The sequence below is a fragment of the Bradyrhizobium sp. USDA 4369 genome, from assembly GCF_054056435.1.
In genome coordinates this window covers 1,226,944-1,242,437 of record NZ_JBSRYH010000001.1, presented here as the reverse complement: position 1 = coordinate 1,242,437, position 15,494 = coordinate 1,226,944, and the positions used below count along the sequence as shown (strand labels likewise).

The window sequence follows — 15,494 nt, the reverse complement described above, 5'->3', positions numbered from 1 at the left end:
TTCGGCGGCGGTTTCGTTTCTCCCGATCGGCGATGTTGATCGCGCGGCATCTCTGTGCCGCCTGTTCTTGCCGCCGACTTTCTTTCGTTTGCTTCCCAACGGCTCGATCCCTCCAGCATATGACCGTCGGCAGGCATACAGACTGCGCGTCCTGCGATCATCATCTCGCCGGAGTCAGGTCAACGGACACGAGATCGAAAGGCGAGATCGATCGCCAGGACCGAGCAGGGCCATGGTGCTCGGGCACCGGATAACAATAACGCGCAGCAAGCGCATTGCGTGATCCATATCAATGTCGGGCACGCGAATGGGCCGAAAGGTCGCCATCTGACAACGGGAGGATACGCAATGAGAATGTCGTTCGCAATGTCGGCGCTTCTGACCACAGGTCTTGTCGCCGGCGTCGTCGCCGCGAGCACCGAAAAAGCCGCCGCGGTCGTTTACTGTCAGTACGTCGAATATCCCGTCGGGTGCGTTGCCCGGGCAGGTGTCGTGCTGCGGCCGCGGCCGGTCGCTCGCGCTGTAGTGACTCCAGGCGTCGGCGTGCGCGGAACTCCGATGAACCGGGGTGGCCCCGTCAACCGAGCTGGCCGGCGGTAGGCCAACTCATTGCTTCGGAGCAGAAGCCATGGTCGTCGTATTCGTGCTGCGGGAGAAAACGTTTCTGTCAAGGCAGGTGCGGTGCCTTTCCAAATAGACCGACGCCCTACAAGCAGAAGGTAACACCGCTTGAGGCATCGCTGGTCCAAGCCAGACAGCAGGTCAAGCAACTCCAGGCCAGTTGCCGGGCAGTGCGTGGGCGATTGCGGGAAACGCCGGCCCGATCGGGGTCATCATGTCCATCATTGTCTGGGCAAGTTCGTATCTCGCCTATCTCTGAGCCGGGATCGCTCGGGCGCTGATTAAGCGTCTCGTTGGCTACCCTGAGTTCGTCGGGGCCGACCGCGCCAATGTTCATACGTCGTTTGTATCGGCAGCATTCGCTTCCTGAGTAGGTACGTTCAAGCAGGAGAACACAATGTCTGATTTTGTCTCTTTCCATCGGCGATCCCTCCTTCAAACCAAGGAAGCGCTGAGGGCAGGAGTTGCGTATCTTGCACGTGCGCTTGTCGCGCCGGTCGTCTGTGCGCCGCTGGCCCTCATGCCCGCTTTTGCGCAAGACGGTGCTCCTCCAGGTGTCGTGCTTCCGACCGATCGTACCGTCTTGCCGCTTCCTGAACCGGTCTATCCGCACAGCTCCGTGCTCGATGTTCGAAACGCCGGCGCGCCGCCTCCGCGCTTTGAGGTCAAGGCGCCTGCCAAAGCGCCGAACGTGCTGATCGTCCTGATCGACGACATGGGGTTCGGCCAGTCAAGCGCCTTCGGTGGCCCGATTCACATGCCGACGGTCGATCGACTTGCCAACGAAGGACTGCGCTACAATGCAATTCCACACCACCGCACTGTGTTCGCCGAGCCGTTCGGCGCTGCTGTCAGGGCGCAATCATCACGTCAACAATTTCGGCTCGATCGCGGAGACCGGGACGTCTTTCCCGGGGCAGACCGGCAAGCGTCCCAACAGCGTGGCGTCGATCGCGGAGATGTTGCGGCTGAACGGATACAGCACCGCGCATTTCGGCAAGAACCATGAGACCGCGGCTTGGGAAGTCAGCCCGTCCGGTCCGACCGATCGCTGGCCGACCCGTCAGGGCTTTGACAAGTTCTATGGATTCATGGGCGGCGAAACAAACCAGTGGGCGCCACTGATCTACGACGGCATGACGCAGGTCGAACTGCCAAAGGATCCGAACTACCACTTCATGACCGATATGACCGACAAGGCCATCGCGTGGATGAAGTCGGAGAAGTCGCTGACGCCCGACAAGCCGTTTTTCATGTACTTCGCTCCAGGTGCCACGCACGCTCCGCACCACGTACCGAAGGAGTGGATCGCGAAATACAAGGGAAAGTTCGACCGGGGCTGGGACGCGATGCGCGAGGAGACGCTGGCGCGGCAAATCAAGCTTGGCGTGGTGCCCGCCGGCACGAAGCTCGCCCCCAAGCCGGAAGCCATCAAGGATTGGGCGTCGCTGAACGCGGATGAGAAGAAGCTGTTTACGCGGCAGATGGAGGTGTTTGCCGGCTTCGGAGAATACACTGACACGGAGATCGGCCGGCTGGTCAACGGCATCGAAGCCGCCGGCCAGCTCGACAATACGTTGATCTTCTACATCGTCGGCGACAACGGCGCCAGCGCCGAGGGCGGCATGAGCGGGGTGTTCAACGAGATGACCTATTTCAACGGCGTGCAAGAGACTGTTCAGGACGTCCTCAAGCATTACGATGATCTCGGCGGGCCGAATACCTACAGCCACTATGCGGCCGGATGGGCAGTCGCCGGAGATACCCCGTTCACCTGGACGAAGCAGGTGGCGTCGAGCTACGGCGGCACCCGCAACGGCATGGTGGTGTACTGGCCAAAGGGGATCAAGGCGAAGAACGAGGTGCGCACGCAATGGCACCATGTCATCGACGTCGCGCCGACGATCCTGGAGGCAGCCGGCTTGCCCGAGCCCAAGAGCGTGAACGGTACCGTTCAGACGCCGATCGAAGGCACCAGCATGGTCTACTCTTTCGCCGACGCGAAAGCAGAGAGCACCCACAAGACGCAGTACTTCGAGATCTTCGGAAACCGGGCCATTTACAATGATGGTTGGCTTGCCGGCACGATTCATCGCGCAGCATGGGAGACCACGCCGCGACGCTCGCTGGAGCAGGATGTCTGGGAGCTTTACGACACCCGGGCGGACTTCAGCCTGGTGAACGACCTCGCGTCGAAGAACCCGGAGAAGCTCAAGGACATGCAGGGTCTCTTCATGAAGGAAGCTGAGAAGTACTCGGTTCTGCCGCTCGACGACCGCACCTTGGAGCGGACCAACGCGGCGCTGGTGGGGCGCCCCGACCTTATGGCCGGCCGGACCTCCCTTACGGTCTATGAGGGGATGGTCGGCATGTCAGAGAACGTCTTCATCAACATCAAGAACCGGTCGCACAGCATCACCGCGGATGTGGACATTCCAAAGGGGGGCGCCAACGGCGTAATCCTTGCTCAGGCCGGTCGGTTCGGCGGTTGGAGTCTGTACCTGAAGGACGGCAAGCCGACCTACACCTACAACTTCCTCGGCCTGCAGCGATACACGTTGGCTGCCAAGCAGGCATTGCCGGCCGGAAAGACGACGATCCGCTTCGAATTTGCCTATGACGGTGGCGGCCTCGGCAAGGGCGGTGTTGGAACCATTCTCGTCGACGGACGAGCCGTCGCAACGGGCCGGATCGAACGTACCCAGTTCGGGGTTTTCTCAGCGGACGAGGGCGCCGACGTCGGGGTCGACGAGGGCACTCCGGTCACTGAAGCCTACAAGGTGCCGTTCAGGTTCACGGGCAAGATCGGCCGTGTGACCGTCGAGGTGAAGGAAATGAAGAACGCCGACAACGAAGAAGCCGTCCGCGCGCGTAACGCAGCCATGCTGAAGAAGGCGCTGTCCGATTGAGACAGGCTTGTGGCGTGCGACCTTCGCGGTGCACGCCGCAAGCTGTGACATCGATTTCAGGCCAAGTCATTTTGCGGATCGACTGCGTCGGTATGCAGATTGCGTGGCGCGTCGGGGCTGTCGTGGCCGATCCGCCCTGAGCGCGGCGCTCAGTAATCAGTAAGACGAGTAGAAGCGAACGTCCGGGCAACATGGTCAGCGTCGGGTTCGCGGACTACGCGGTGACCCAGATGCGGGGTATTTCACCCGTTTCTGGGGTGCGCGACAAACCCGATGACGAACCACGCGGCTACGGATCGAGCTCGGTATCCCAATACAGATAATCGAGCCAGCTGTCGTGCAGGTAGTTCGGCGGAAACAGCCGTCCGTTGCGGTGGAGCTGGTGGACGGTCGGCGCGTAGGGCGCCTGCTTGGGGAACATCTTGGCCTGCTGCGGCGTCAGATTGCCCTTCTTCAGATTGCAGGGCGAGCAGGCGGCGACGACGTTCTCCCAGGTGGTCTGGCCACCCTTGCTGCGCGGAATGACGTGGTCGAAGGTGAGGTCGTCGCCGGAGTGGCAGTATTGGCAGACGAAGCGGTCGCGCAGAAAGACGTTGAAGCGGGTGAAGGCCGGGTGCGTCGTCGGTTTGACGAAGGATTTCAGCGAAACGACGCTCGGCAGCTGGATCTCAAAGGATGGACTTCGGATCGCCCTGTCATAGTACTCGACAATGTTGACGCGATCGAGGAACACCGCCTTGATCGCGTCTTGCCACGACCAGAGAGACAGCGGGTAGTAACTCAGCGGCCGGAAGTCCGCGTTCAGCACCAACACCGGCCAACCGCCTTGCGAGACATGTGCGTTCAAGTAACGCTCCTGGCCTCCATAACGGCTGCGAAGCAGCATGCCCTCACATACTACATGCAGCGTGACGGGATTGTGAAGCCCCAAGAATGGCTTGACTCGACTTCTCCCACGATCCCAGCCTGATCCCTAAGTCCGTCGGAACGGTGGCGGAGCTCGGCTGTCGCATTGCATGTCAGTTGCAAATCGGCGTTATCGAGGGCGGTCGAACGACGCCATCACGCCGGCATCCGCTGCAGCTTCTGCAGACAGCGGTGGGTGTGCACCTCCGCCGGCATCGGGCGGTCCGGAAAGCTGGTGCCCCAATTGGTCACGCCGACTTCGCCGACATAGATATCGCCCCGGCTGTCGATCGCCAGGCCGTGAGGAGCCAGGAAACGGCCGGTCTCAAGCCCGGGACCGTGTTCGCCCCCGAGGCGGGCGATGCGCGTTCCGCTCGCATCCGTGATCGTCAAGCGCGGGCCGAGATTGGGAACGTTGAGATTGACCGGCATGCCCGGTCCGAGCTCACCAATGATGAAGGTCTTGCGCCTGAAACCGCAGGCGCACAGCGCGCAGGGCCGGTGCAGATTGTTCCACTGCGTCTCGTAGCGGCCGTTGCCGTCAAACACCTGAATGCGGTGGTTCTCGCGGTCCGCAACATAGACGAAACCGTCGGCATCCGTCGCGATGTTGTGAACGATGTTGAACTGACCGGGATCCGAGCCCGGCTCGCCCCAACTGCGGATCAGCCGGCCGTCGGGGGTGTATTTGTGGACCCGCGCGTTGCCGTAGCCATCGGACACGTAGATCTCGCCGGACGGCGACAGCGCCGTATGGGTGCAGCGGTTGAACGGCTCGCCGCTCATGAACGGAGCGGGGCGTTCCGGCAGCCCGATGGTCAGCAGCACCTTGCCCTCGGGCGTGCATTTGCGCACCGTATGGTCGCCATCATCGGTGCAATAGAGATTGTCATCGGCGTCGATCGCCAGGCCATGCGCGCGGCGGAACAGGCCCTCGCCCCAGCTCGTCAGAAAATGGCCGCCGCGATCGAACACGATCATCGGATGGGCGCCACGGTTGAAGGCGTAGACGCGATCCTTGCTGTCGACGGCGACCGAGGCGACGTCGCTCAGCGCCCAGCCGTCGGGCAGCTTCGCCCAGTCCTTCACGACGCGATAGATGTAGTCCCCCGAGCCGAGAATGGACATCGCCTGGCGCTCCCCGTGCAAGCTGAATTCGCGCAAGGCTACACGGTTCGCCCGCAGGCGGACATCCGCTCAATTCGCCATCGTCAGCATATGCGCCTGTTGCGGCGGAACGCGGCCGTGCAATGTGTCGAGATAGACCCGCCGCACAGCCTCCGGCCCGCGCCCATCCGTGATCGTGAGCCAGCCATCGAGCCGCGGGGCAAAGTCGCGCCACGCCGCCTGGAGCCGGGCCTCGACGCCGCCCGGCCCCCACGCCTTGGCCCGCTTCCTGATCTGGTCCGGCGCGAAGAACCAGCTCGGTCGGGCGCCGGGAAGCGGCGTCGCATCGTGGCTGTCGTCCTGATGCGTCAGCCCGACGCGGCCGGAATAGACGAGATTGTCGCCATAGTGCCGATGCAGCGCGGCGCGCAGGCCGGCATGGCCCGCCATGTCGACGAACGCCGCCCGCGTTGCCGCGTCGAGCGTGTCCACCGCGTCATAAGTCACCACCTCATCGTAGCAGCCGAGCGAGCGGACGAAGGCGGCGTTCGATTGCGAGGTCAGCCCGATCACGCGGATGCCCCGGCGCTGCGTATGCAGGAGGTGCGCGAGGCCGAAGGCGGTCTTGCTCGAGGCCGACGACAGGATCACTGTGGTCGCGCCAAAATGCATCTGCTCGGCCAGGAAGTCGTCGACCAGGAACGACAGCATGAACAGCGGCCGGAGCAGAGCCTGGTGGTCGCCTTGCCGGCCGGCGAAGGCCGGATCGCCGCCGACGCGCGCATAGGCGTTGTAGACCGGTGCGACGCCCTGGCGGTGCGCGGCTGCGTCGCGCAGGCTGCGCTTGCTGATATCGGCGGCTTCGATGCAAAGATGCGTCGCCATCGGGAAGTAGCCGAACAAGCGCTCACCCTCGGCGACCGCCGGATTGCGGGACGCGATCACGTCGCCGAAGCCCCAGACCGGAATGATGCCAAAGCCGTCGGGCGCGGGAAACAGCTGCCAGTATTTCAGCTGCTCGCCGAGCAGCGCGTAGGTGATGTTGTTGGCGGTGAAGGCGAAGCGGTCGACCTTCACCAGCAGCGCATCGCTCGGCAGCGCGTCAAGGTCAGGACATTCAGTGCTGATCGTCCTGCAAGTCTCCAGATCCTGGCGTGCGACGAGAAAGTCGTGCGATTGCATGATGGGACCTCGGCCGTTCATGGGCATCTCATGCCCGATCCTGGCCGTTATCCATGACCGTTTTGCAACCCCAACTTTGTTTCAAACAGCGTTTGCTGGAGTTGTTAGTTGGTCGGCGCGATGATGCCCTCCCGCTTCTTGAGCACGCGGTAATAGCTCCACCACAGATGCGCGGCCGCGCCGCGCAGCGGGCGCCAGCCTTCCGCAAGCGGGATCATCTGCTTCGGCGTCGGCCGTGCCGCGAGGCCGAGCCCGGCCTTCACGGCTTCCTGCACCGCCAGATCGCCGGCCGGCCAGGCATCGCCATGCCCCAGGCAGAACAGAAGATACACGTCCGCCGTCCAGGGCCCGATGCCGGGCAGGGTGGTCAACGTGGCGTGGGCCGCATCGGCGTCCTCATTGGCGAGCACGTCGAGATTGAGCCGGCCGGCGGCAAGCTCGCGTGCAATGTGCTTCAGCGTCTTGATCTTGGCAGCGGACAGCCCGAGCCGACCCAGCCGGTCGGCGCGGGCGCGGCGGATCGCGTCCGCATCGAACGGATCGAACGCCGCCTGCAGCCGGCCCCAGATCGCCGCCGCGCTCGCGGTCGAGAGCTGCTGGCCGCAGACGATGTGGGCGATGCCGGCAAAGCCCGGCTCACGCCGCCGCAGCGCCGGCATGCCGGTGGCGCCAAGGATCGGCGCCAGCCGCTCGTCCCGCTGCACCAGGGTGCGGACCGCGTCTTCGAGACTGTCCTGGCTGTCGAGGTGCAGGGTCATCTCAGCACCGGCAGTATCGGTGAGCGCGTTGGGTGGACGGCAAGGACGTGCGGGGGTAAGGCAGCGTCAGTCAAGGTTGGAACTCTCCATGAGTCTGCGTAGCATCCCCGCCGACACGGCTCCCGACAAGGTGGCGGGGGTCGACACTTTGCTGGATCGTGTCGTTCGCGAGCACGGCGTGTTTCTGCCGCTGGCGGTCGAAAGCGGTAGCCGCGCCTGGGGCTTTGCCTCTCCCGACAGCGACTATGATTGCAGGTTCGTCTATGTGCGGCGCGCGGCCGATCATATCAAGCCATGGCCGGTGCGCGACGTCATCGAGTTTCCGCTTCAGGACGATTTCGATGCCAATGGGTGGGACCTCGCCAAGGCGCTGCGGCTCCTGCTGAAGGGCAACGCCGTGATCATCGAGTGGCTGCGGTCGCCGGTGGTGTACCGCGGCCTTGCTTGGTTTCGTGATGATTTCCTCGCTTTCGCGAGGTCGGTCGCGAGCCGCGATGCGATCGCGCGGCACTACCTGCATCTCGGCGAGCGGCAACGGCGCGTGTATTTTGGTGACGGCACGTTGGTTGCGCAGAAGAAAATCTTCTATGCGTTGCGTCCGGCCGAGGCGGTGCCTCCGATGCATTTTCCGACCTTGCTGGCGGAGTGCGCCCCGCCGGCTGAATTGGAAGAGGTCGTTGCGGAGCTGATGCGGCGGAAAGCCTTGACCCATGAACTTGGTGTCGCGGCGTTGCCTGAAGGCGTGGCCGATTTCATCGATGTCGAATTCGCGCTGGCCCGATCTGCTTTCGGCGATGGTCGTCGCAGGGAAGCCGTGGAGATGCATCGGGCTGAGCAATTTTACCGGACCGTGGTCGAACGTCTGGAGCACGAAGCCCAGGGAGGGGGTGCGCCAGGATCTGTTTCCTCGATCTCACCATGATGCCACCCGTTTTCCGATTTGCCCCCAGCCCGAACGGCTACCTGCATCTCGGCCATGCCTATTCGGCACTTTTGAACTTCCAACGCGCGCAGGCGAGCGGCGGGCGGCTGCTGCTGCGCATCGAGGATATCGACCCGACCCGCTGCCGGCCCGACTATGAGCAGGCGATCTATGAGGATCTTGCCTGGCTTGGCATCAGTTGGGAGCTGCCGGTGCGGCGGCAGTCGGAGCACCTCGCCGACTATGGCGCGGCGCTGGCGCGGCTGCAGGCCATGGGGCTCGTCTATCCGAGCTTCGAGAGCCGGGCCGAGATTGCCCGCCTGGTGGCGCAACGGGACGCCGACGGCAACTGGCCGCGTGATCCCGACGGCGCCCCGCTGTATCCGGGAGCGGCCAGGCAGCTGTCTGATGCTCGGCGTGCAGAGCTGATGGCGCGCGGCATGCCTTATGCGTTGCGGCTCGATATGGCGGCTGCGGTCGCGCGAGCGGGCGAGGTAAGCTGGGACGAGCTCGGCAGCGGGCCTGCCGGCGAGACCGGTGTCACAATTGCGCAGCCGCGGGCGTGGGGGGACGTGGTGCTCGCGCGCAAGGAGACGCCGACCAGCTATCACCTGTCCGTGGTGATCGACGATGCCCTGCAGGGGGTCTCCGAGGTCGTGCGCGGCCAGGATCTGTTTCACGCGACCAGCGTCCATCGGCTGCTCCAGGCCTTGCTCGGCCTGCCTGCGCCGCTCTATCGCCATCACCAACTGATTCGCGATGGCGATGGCCACAAGCTGTCCAAGTCCAATCGCGCGACCGGATTGCGCGCTCTGCGCGCGGAAGGCGTATCATCGGCGGAAATCCGACACAGGATTGGCTTGGTGTAGCCGTTTCGGCTGCCTTCTCCGGCCTCTTCGCATGTTTCCGGCGGGGACAACCTCGGGCGCATCGTGACACCCGGGAACGGCCGTGCCATGCTGACAAGCAGCGCGGGTAATCGGGAGCTTCAATCGAAAGCGGCACGAGAGACATGACAATAGAAGTGCCCCTTCGTTTCCGGAGTTCATGTCACAGGGGCCATGATGAAGCGCGTTCGGAAAATGAGTACGGGGCGTCGGGCCCGATCGGCTAAGCCGGCCGCGTCCAGGGCCGCCGGTGCGTCCGCGACGCGCGGCGGAAAGGCGTCCTCCACGACAGAGCGGTCCCGCGCGTCAGCCGGCAAGGCGGCGCCGGCCAAAGCGCGGCCTTTGAAGAAGCGGGTTCCTCAGGTCACGGCGATGGCTGGGGTCGATCGGAGCTTGGCCAAAGCTGGGTCCACCAAGTCTGGATCGGCCAAGCCGGTGCTGAAGGCCACCGCAACAGCAACGCCGGCTGCGGGGGTCGTCGAAGCCGCCTTGGCGGTCTTCGCCCACGAGGTTCGGACGCCACTCACTGGCATTCTCGCCATCAGCGATCTGCTCGCCACCTCCGAACTCGGCGAGCGTGAGCGGCGCTGGGTCGATACGATCAAGGCCGGCGCCGAGCATCTGTCCAGCCTCGCCACCTTGTTCGTGGACGCCGCCAAGGACGAGACCACCGGCGCGTCGCTGCGGGAGGATCTGTTCGATCTGCGCGTGCTGGCCCGCGCCGCCGGCGACTCGCTGTCGGGGCGCGCTGCCGCCAAGGGGTTGGAGGCGCGCGTCGACGTGTCCGACGCGCTGCCAGGGTTGGTGATCGGTGATCCCGTCCGGCTGCGCGCGGCGCTGGAAAACCTGATCGACAATGCCGTGAAGTTCACCGAGCAGGGGGGCGTCGCGCTGGAGATCGCCCTGGCCAAGGCGGCTGGCGGCAAGCCGGCGAGGCGCGCCACCAAAGGCAAGGTTGCGGTCGCCTTCCGCGTCTCGGACTCCGGCATCGGCCTGACCCTGCAGGAGATCAAGCGGCTGTTCCGGCCGTTCAGCCAGGCCAATGTCACCATCGCCTCGCGCTTTGGCGGGGCCGGCCTCGGCCTGTCGTCGGTCCGGCAACTGGCGCGGGCCATGGGAGGCGACGTGGTCGTGACGCCGCATGAGGGGGGCGGCACGACGTTCACGCTGACGGTCACGCTGCTGGTCGCCGCGGCCCCGCACACGACGACGGGCGAAGGCGAGGACGGCGTCACTTTGGCGCCGGCACGACCGTTGCGGATCCTCGGGGTCGAGGACAACCCGTTCGGTCGCGTGGTGCTCAACACCATCCTCAATGAGCTCGGTCACCAGGCCGAGTTCATCGGACGCGGTGAGGCTGCGCCGGAGCGGATCGCGGCTGGAAGCTACGATGCGGTACTGATGGACATGGTGCTGCCGGGGATCAACGGCATCGAGACGGTCGCGCGGATCCGCGCCCTCGGCGCCCCGCATGGCGACATCCCGATCATCGGCGTGTCCGGCCGCGGCGAGGATGAGGCCGCCTCGCGCGCTGCCGGTGCCGATGCGTTCCTGCTCAAGCCCGTTTCGCCGCGGGCTCTAGCGACTGCGCTTCTTGAAGTGACACACCGTGCGGCAGCCGCGACTTGATGATCGATGCGTTCAGTTCGCCGCCATACACGAAGATCGCGGCGATGAAATAGAGGAAGACGAGCGCGATGATCACGGAGGCGAGCCCCGCATACATCGTCACGTAATTGTTGGCGAACCGCGCCAGATACTGGCCGAACACGATGCCCGACACCAGCGAGGCGATGAAGGTGAAGACGATGCCCGGCATGATCTGCATGAAGCTGCGGCGCCCCGCCGGCAGCCAGGCATGCAGGATGAAGAGGGCGACGATCAGGGCGCTGATGGTGATGCCGTAACGCGAGAGGTTGACGAAGCGCTCGTTGGCTTCGACCGCCAGCGGCAGATAGCGCCGAGCCGTGGCCACCATCAGCGGCCCGAGCACGATCAGGAACGACATCGCCAGCGCCGTGAAGGCCGCGACCAGGGTGTAGCCGATCGATTCCAGCCGCAGCCAGTACCAACGGCGCTGCTCGATGACGCCATAGGCGCGGTTGAGCGCGACCCGCAACGCTTCGACGCCGTTCGAGGCGAAGTAGACCGCGAGCACCGCGCCGATGGTCAGCGCGTCGGTCCGGGTCGTGGTCAGCACGTCGTGGATCTCGCCGGTCAGCGCATCCGCGACCTGGGCTGGCCAGGTCTGCAGTATCAAGGTGGCGGCCTGATCGGCGAGCTCCTTGGAGCCGAGAAAGCCGGCGAGCGAGGTCAGGACGATCAGGAACGGAAACAGCGCCATCAGCGTGGACAGCGCGATATGGCTGGCGATCGCCCAGCCGTCATCGGCGAGGAACGTGTAGAACGCATCCATGACCACGTGGAAGATGTAGCGAAGCGCCTTCACCTGTCCCTGCACTCCGCGAAGACAACCAGTCCCCTACAATCCAATAATACGGGCCCAAAAGCCAGAAGTTGCAGCGGCCGGCGTCCGATCCGCCATGGCGCTCCCAGCCGCGCGGTGTTATCTAGCCCCAATGGCTTCGCTCCTCGGTAAATTCATCCTTCCTATCGCCATCGGCGCGGTCGCCTTGGTGCTGTTTCTCGGCCTCGTCAATATGACGCGCGGCGGCTCGCCGAATTTGTCGCAGAAGCTCATGCGCTGGCGGGTGATCCTGCAATTCGTTGCGGTCGTCATTGCAATGGCGGCCATTTGGGCCATGGGACGTTGATGGGACGTTGAGAACAACATGGTAGTCCTTAATCGCATCTACACGCGCACCGGTGACGACGGCACGACCGCGCTAGGCAATGGCGAGCGCCGTCCCAAATATGATCTGCGCGTCTCGGCCTATGGAACCGTCGATGAGACCAACGCCGCGATCGGCGTTGCCCGGCTGCATCTCGGCGAAGCGCCCGAGATCGACGCGATGCTGGGGCTGATCCAGAACGATCTGTTCGACCTCGGTGCGGACCTGGCGGTGCCGCAACGCGAGGGCAAGGCGGAGCGACTGCGCGTCGTCGCCAGCCAGGTCGACCGGCTGGAGCGCGATATCGATGCGCTCAACGAGCGGCTCTCGCCCTTGACCTCGTTCGTGCTCCCGGGCGGAACCCCGGCGGCGGCGCATCTGCACGTCGCCCGCACCATTTGCCGCAGGGCGGAACGGATTATCGCGGAACTCGCGGGCAGGCCGGACGAGCCCGTCAGCGAGGCCGCCATTCGCTATATGAACCGGTTGTCGGATTTCCTGTTCGTGGCCAGCCGCGCCGCGAACCGCAACGGCGCGGGTGATGTCTTGTGGGTGCCCGGGCAGAACCGTTAACCCGGCGGCGTGTGAGGTCGCTTTTTTCACCCCTCGCGCGTTGACCGGGGGGGACGGGCGCTTTAGGTTCCGCGCCCGAAAGGTCAACCCCGGACAATTTAGAGCGAAAGAGGATCGATGAAGGTTCTGGTGCCGGTCAAGCGGGTGGTCGATTACAACGTCAAGGTCCGCGTCAAGAGCGACGGATCGGGCGTTGAGCTCGCCAACGTCAAGATGTCGATGAATCCGTTCGACGAGATCGCCGTCGAGGAAGCGCTGCGGCTGAAGGAAGCCGGCAAGGCGACCGAAGTGGTGGTGGTCTCGATTGGGCCTGCGCAGGCCTCCGAGACGATCCGCACGGCGCTGGCGATGGGCGCCGATCGCGGCGTCCTGGTCAAGGCCGAGGGCAATGTGGAACCGCTCGCGGTCGCCAAGATCCTCAAATCGGTCGCCCAGGAGGAACAGCCCGGACTGATCATCCTCGGCAAGCAGGCGATCGACGACGATTCGAACCAGACCGGCCAGATGCTGGCCGCGCTGCTCGGCTGGGCGCAGGCGACCTTCGCCTCCAAGCTCGAGGTCGACGGCTCGGACTTCAAGGTCACCCGCGAGGTCGATGGCGGCCTGCAGACCGTGAAGCTCAAGGGACCGGCGATTGTCACCACCGATCTGCGCCTCAACGAGCCGCGCTACGCCTCGCTGCCGAACATCATGAAGGCGAAGAAGAAGCCGATCGCCGAGAAGACCGCCGCCGATACCGGCGTCGATCTCACGCCGCGTCTCGAGGTCCTCAAGACCACCGAGCCGGCGGGCCGCAAGGCCGGCGTCAAGGTCAAGGACGTCGCCGAACTCGTCAACAAACTCAAGACCGAGGCGGGGGTGCTCTGATGGCCACGCTGCTGATTGCCGAACACGACAATGCCGGGATCAAGGACGCGACCAACAAGGCGCTGACGGCGGCCACAGCCCTCGGCGCCGATGTCGACGTGCTGGTCGCGGGCCAGGGCGCCAAGGGCGCTGCGGAAGCTGCTGCCAAGCTCGCCGGCGTCAAGAAGGTGCTGCTGGCCGATGACGCCGCCTATGCGCATGATCTCGCCGAGCCGCTCGCCGACCTCGTCGTCAAGCTCGCCGCGACCTACGACGCGATCGTTGCGCCCGCGACCTCGCGCTTCAAGAACGTGATGCCGCGCATCGCCGCTTTGCTCGATGTGATGCAGGTGTCGGAGATCATCAAGGTCGTCGCGCCCGATACGTTCGAGCGGCCGATCTACGCCGGCAACGCGATCCAGACCGTGAAGTCGAAGGACGCCAAGAAGGTCATCACCGTGCGCACCTCGACCTTCGCTGCTGCCGGCGAGGGTGGCAGCGCGTCGGTCGAGACCGTCGCGGCGGCCGGTGATCCGGCGCTGTCGAGCTTCCTCGGCGAGGAGGTCGCCAAGAGCGACCGTCCCGAGCTGACCTCGGCCAAGATCATCGTCTCCGGCGGCCGCGCGATGCAGAGCCGCGAGAACTTCGCCAAATATATCGAGCCGCTCGCCGACAAGCTCGGCGCCGGCGTCGGCGCCTCGCGCGCCGCGGTCGATGCCGGCTATGCGCCGAACGATTGGCAGGTCGGCCAGACCGGCAAGGTCGTGGCGCCGGAGCTGTATGTGGCCGTCGGCATTTCCGGCGCGATCCAGCATCTTGCCGGCATGAAGGACTCCAAGGTGATCGTCGCCATCAACAAGGATGAGGATGCGCCGATCTTCCAGGTGGCCGATTATGGCCTGGTGGCGGACCTCTACCAGGCGGTTCCCGAACTGACCGACGCGCTCGGCAAGCTCGGCAAGTAACGCTTGTGACACCGGCCGCATGGGACCTCGGCGGCCGGTGTTCTCACTTCTAGGGCATGGACGGACGCACATGGCGCGCCGTTCCGGTGGATGACAACATGGCTCAGATCAACAAGCTCGGTGTGATCGGCGCGGGACAGATGGGCAACGGCATCGCGCATGTTGCCGCCCTGGCCGGGCTCGATGTGGTGCTCAACGACGTCACCTCCGACCGGTTGAAATCGGGCATGGCGACAATCAACGGCAACCTGACCCGCCAGGTGGCCAAGAAGGTCATTTCCGACGAGGCGCGCAGCAAGGCGCTGAACCATATCTCGCTCGCCGACAGCCTCGACGGCCTCGCCGATTGCGATCTGGTGATCGAGACCGCGATCGAGAAGGAAGACGTCAAGCGCAAGATCTTCCATGACCTCTGCGCCGTTCTGAAGCCGGAGGCGCTGATCGCTTCCAACACCTCGTCGATCTCGATCACGCGGCTCGCCGCCTGCACCGACCGGCCCGAGCGCTTCATCGGCATTCATTTCATGAATCCGGTTCCGCTGATGGAATTGGTCGAGCTCATCCGCGGCATCGCCACCGACGACACGACCTTCGAGGCGGCCAAGGAGTTCGTCGGCCGGCTCGGCAAGCAGATCGCGGTGTCCGAGGACTTCCCGGCCTTCATCGTCAACCGCATCCTGCTGCCGATGATCAACGAGGCGATCTACACGCTGTATGAAGGCGTCGGCAATGTCGAGGCGATCGATGCGGCGATGAAGCTCGGCGCGCATCATCCGATGGGCCCGCTGGAGCTGGCCGATTTCATCGGCCTCGATACCTGCCTGTCGATCATGCAGGTGCTGCATGAGGGGCTGGCGGATTCCAAATACCGGCCGTGCCCGCTGCTGGTGAAATATGTCGAGGCCGGCTGGCTCGGCCGCAAGACGCAGCGCGGCTTCTACGATTACCGCGGGCCCAAGCCGGTCCCGACGCGCTGACCGCACAACCCGGCGTTGGATGGGCGGATCGATACGCTTCGTTAAGGTT

At 64.5% G+C, this 15,494-nt stretch carries 15 protein-coding genes and 1 pseudogene; 11 read left to right on the top strand and 5 right to left on the bottom strand.

Annotation, left to right across the window (positions count from 1 at the left end; genetic code table 11):
- The first annotated feature begins 348 nt into the window (after positions 1-348).
- From ACVIJ6_RS05855 to ACVIJ6_RS05845, 3 genes and pseudogenes are all read left to right on the top strand, one after another.
- A complete protein-coding gene (locus ACVIJ6_RS05855) occupies positions 349-600 on the top strand; it encodes a hypothetical protein (protein ID WP_456771885.1) in 252 nt (83 codons plus the stop codon).
- A 418-nt stretch (positions 601-1,018) separates the two neighbouring features.
- Positions 1,019-1,369, top strand: a pseudogene (locus tag ACVIJ6_RS05850) (hypothetical protein); the annotation flags it as partial.
- Between the two features lie 52 nt (positions 1,370-1,421).
- The gene (locus ACVIJ6_RS05845; RefSeq protein WP_456771884.1) at positions 1,422-3,530 is read left to right on the top strand and encodes an arylsulfatase; all 2,109 of its coding nucleotides are present in this window, start codon (positions 1,422-1,424) and stop codon (positions 3,528-3,530) included.
- Between the two features lie 289 nt (positions 3,531-3,819).
- On the opposite strand, the gene ACVIJ6_RS05840 is transcribed toward ACVIJ6_RS05845, so the two are convergent.
- The 4 genes from ACVIJ6_RS05840 to ACVIJ6_RS05825 form a co-directional block, all read right to left on the bottom strand.
- Entirely contained in the window at positions 3,820-4,377 is a 558-nt protein-coding gene (locus ACVIJ6_RS05840) for an HNH endonuclease (RefSeq protein ID WP_012029992.1), read from the bottom strand.
- Between the two features lie 215 nt (positions 4,378-4,592).
- Positions 4,593-5,564, bottom strand: coding sequence for a peptidyl-alpha-hydroxyglycine alpha-amidating lyase family protein (locus tag ACVIJ6_RS05835; protein ID WP_456771883.1), 972 nt, complete (start codon positions 5,562-5,564; stop codon positions 4,593-4,595).
- 69 nt (positions 5,565-5,633) lie between these two features.
- Entirely contained in the window at positions 5,634-6,725 is a 1,092-nt protein-coding gene (locus ACVIJ6_RS05830) for a DUF2855 family protein (protein ID WP_456771882.1), read from the bottom strand.
- A 104-nt stretch (positions 6,726-6,829) separates the two neighbouring features.
- Positions 6,830-7,483, bottom strand: a complete 654-nt coding sequence (locus ACVIJ6_RS05825) for a DNA-3-methyladenine glycosylase family protein (RefSeq protein ID WP_456771881.1) — start codon at positions 7,481-7,483, stop codon at positions 6,830-6,832.
- An 88-nt stretch (positions 7,484-7,571) separates the two neighbouring features.
- Here ACVIJ6_RS05825 and ACVIJ6_RS05820 point away from each other — a divergent pair, with 88 nt between their 5' ends.
- The 3 genes from ACVIJ6_RS05820 (at position 7,572) to ACVIJ6_RS05810 (ending at position 10,921) form a co-directional block, all read left to right on the top strand.
- A complete protein-coding gene (locus ACVIJ6_RS05820) occupies positions 7,572-8,405 on the top strand; it encodes a nucleotidyltransferase domain-containing protein (RefSeq protein WP_456771880.1) in 834 nt (277 codons plus the stop codon).
- Positions 8,405-9,274, top strand: coding sequence for a tRNA glutamyl-Q(34) synthetase GluQRS (gene gluQRS, locus ACVIJ6_RS05815; RefSeq protein ID WP_456776910.1), 870 nt, complete (start codon positions 8,405-8,407; stop codon positions 9,272-9,274). Before ACVIJ6_RS05820 ends, gluQRS begins: the two co-directional genes overlap by 1 nt.
- Positions 9,275-9,781: 507 nt before the next feature.
- A complete protein-coding gene (locus ACVIJ6_RS05810) occupies positions 9,782-10,921 on the top strand; it encodes an ATP-binding protein (protein ID WP_456776909.1) in 1,140 nt (379 codons plus the stop codon).
- Here ACVIJ6_RS05810 and ACVIJ6_RS05805 read toward each other — a convergent pair.
- The gene (locus tag ACVIJ6_RS05805) at positions 10,848-11,741 is read right to left on the bottom strand and encodes a YihY/virulence factor BrkB family protein (protein WP_456771879.1); all 894 of its coding nucleotides are present in this window, start codon (positions 11,739-11,741) and stop codon (positions 10,848-10,850) included. The genes ACVIJ6_RS05810 and ACVIJ6_RS05805 overlap by 74 nt on opposite strands.
- Before the next feature lie 130 nt (positions 11,742-11,871).
- Between ACVIJ6_RS05805 and ACVIJ6_RS05800 the strand changes: the two genes are divergently transcribed.
- The 5 genes from ACVIJ6_RS05800 to ACVIJ6_RS05780 all read left to right on the top strand — a co-directional run bounded on the left by ACVIJ6_RS05800 (position 11,872) and on the right by ACVIJ6_RS05780 (position 15,445).
- A complete protein-coding gene (locus tag ACVIJ6_RS05800) occupies positions 11,872-12,066 on the top strand; it encodes a twin transmembrane helix small protein (RefSeq protein WP_012041433.1) in 195 nt (64 codons plus the stop codon).
- Positions 12,067-12,084: 18 nt separating this feature from the next.
- Positions 12,085-12,657 carry a cob(I)yrinic acid a,c-diamide adenosyltransferase gene (locus tag ACVIJ6_RS05795; RefSeq protein WP_456771878.1) on the top strand — a complete coding sequence of 191 codons (573 nt, stop codon included), beginning with the start codon at positions 12,085-12,087 and terminating at the stop codon, positions 12,655-12,657.
- Positions 12,658-12,774: 117 nt separating this feature from the next.
- Positions 12,775-13,524 (top strand): electron transfer flavoprotein subunit beta/FixA family protein, encoded by a 750-nt coding sequence (locus ACVIJ6_RS05790; protein WP_456771877.1) that lies wholly within the window; start codon positions 12,775-12,777, stop codon positions 13,522-13,524.
- Entirely contained in the window at positions 13,524-14,468 is a 945-nt protein-coding gene (locus tag ACVIJ6_RS05785) for an electron transfer flavoprotein subunit alpha/FixB family protein (RefSeq protein ID WP_012041436.1), read from the top strand. Before ACVIJ6_RS05790 ends, ACVIJ6_RS05785 begins: the two co-directional genes overlap by 1 nt.
- Before the next feature lie 98 nt (positions 14,469-14,566).
- Entirely contained in the window at positions 14,567-15,445 is an 879-nt protein-coding gene (locus ACVIJ6_RS05780; protein ID WP_012041437.1) for a 3-hydroxybutyryl-CoA dehydrogenase, read from the top strand.
- Positions 15,446-15,494 lie beyond the last annotated feature (49 nt).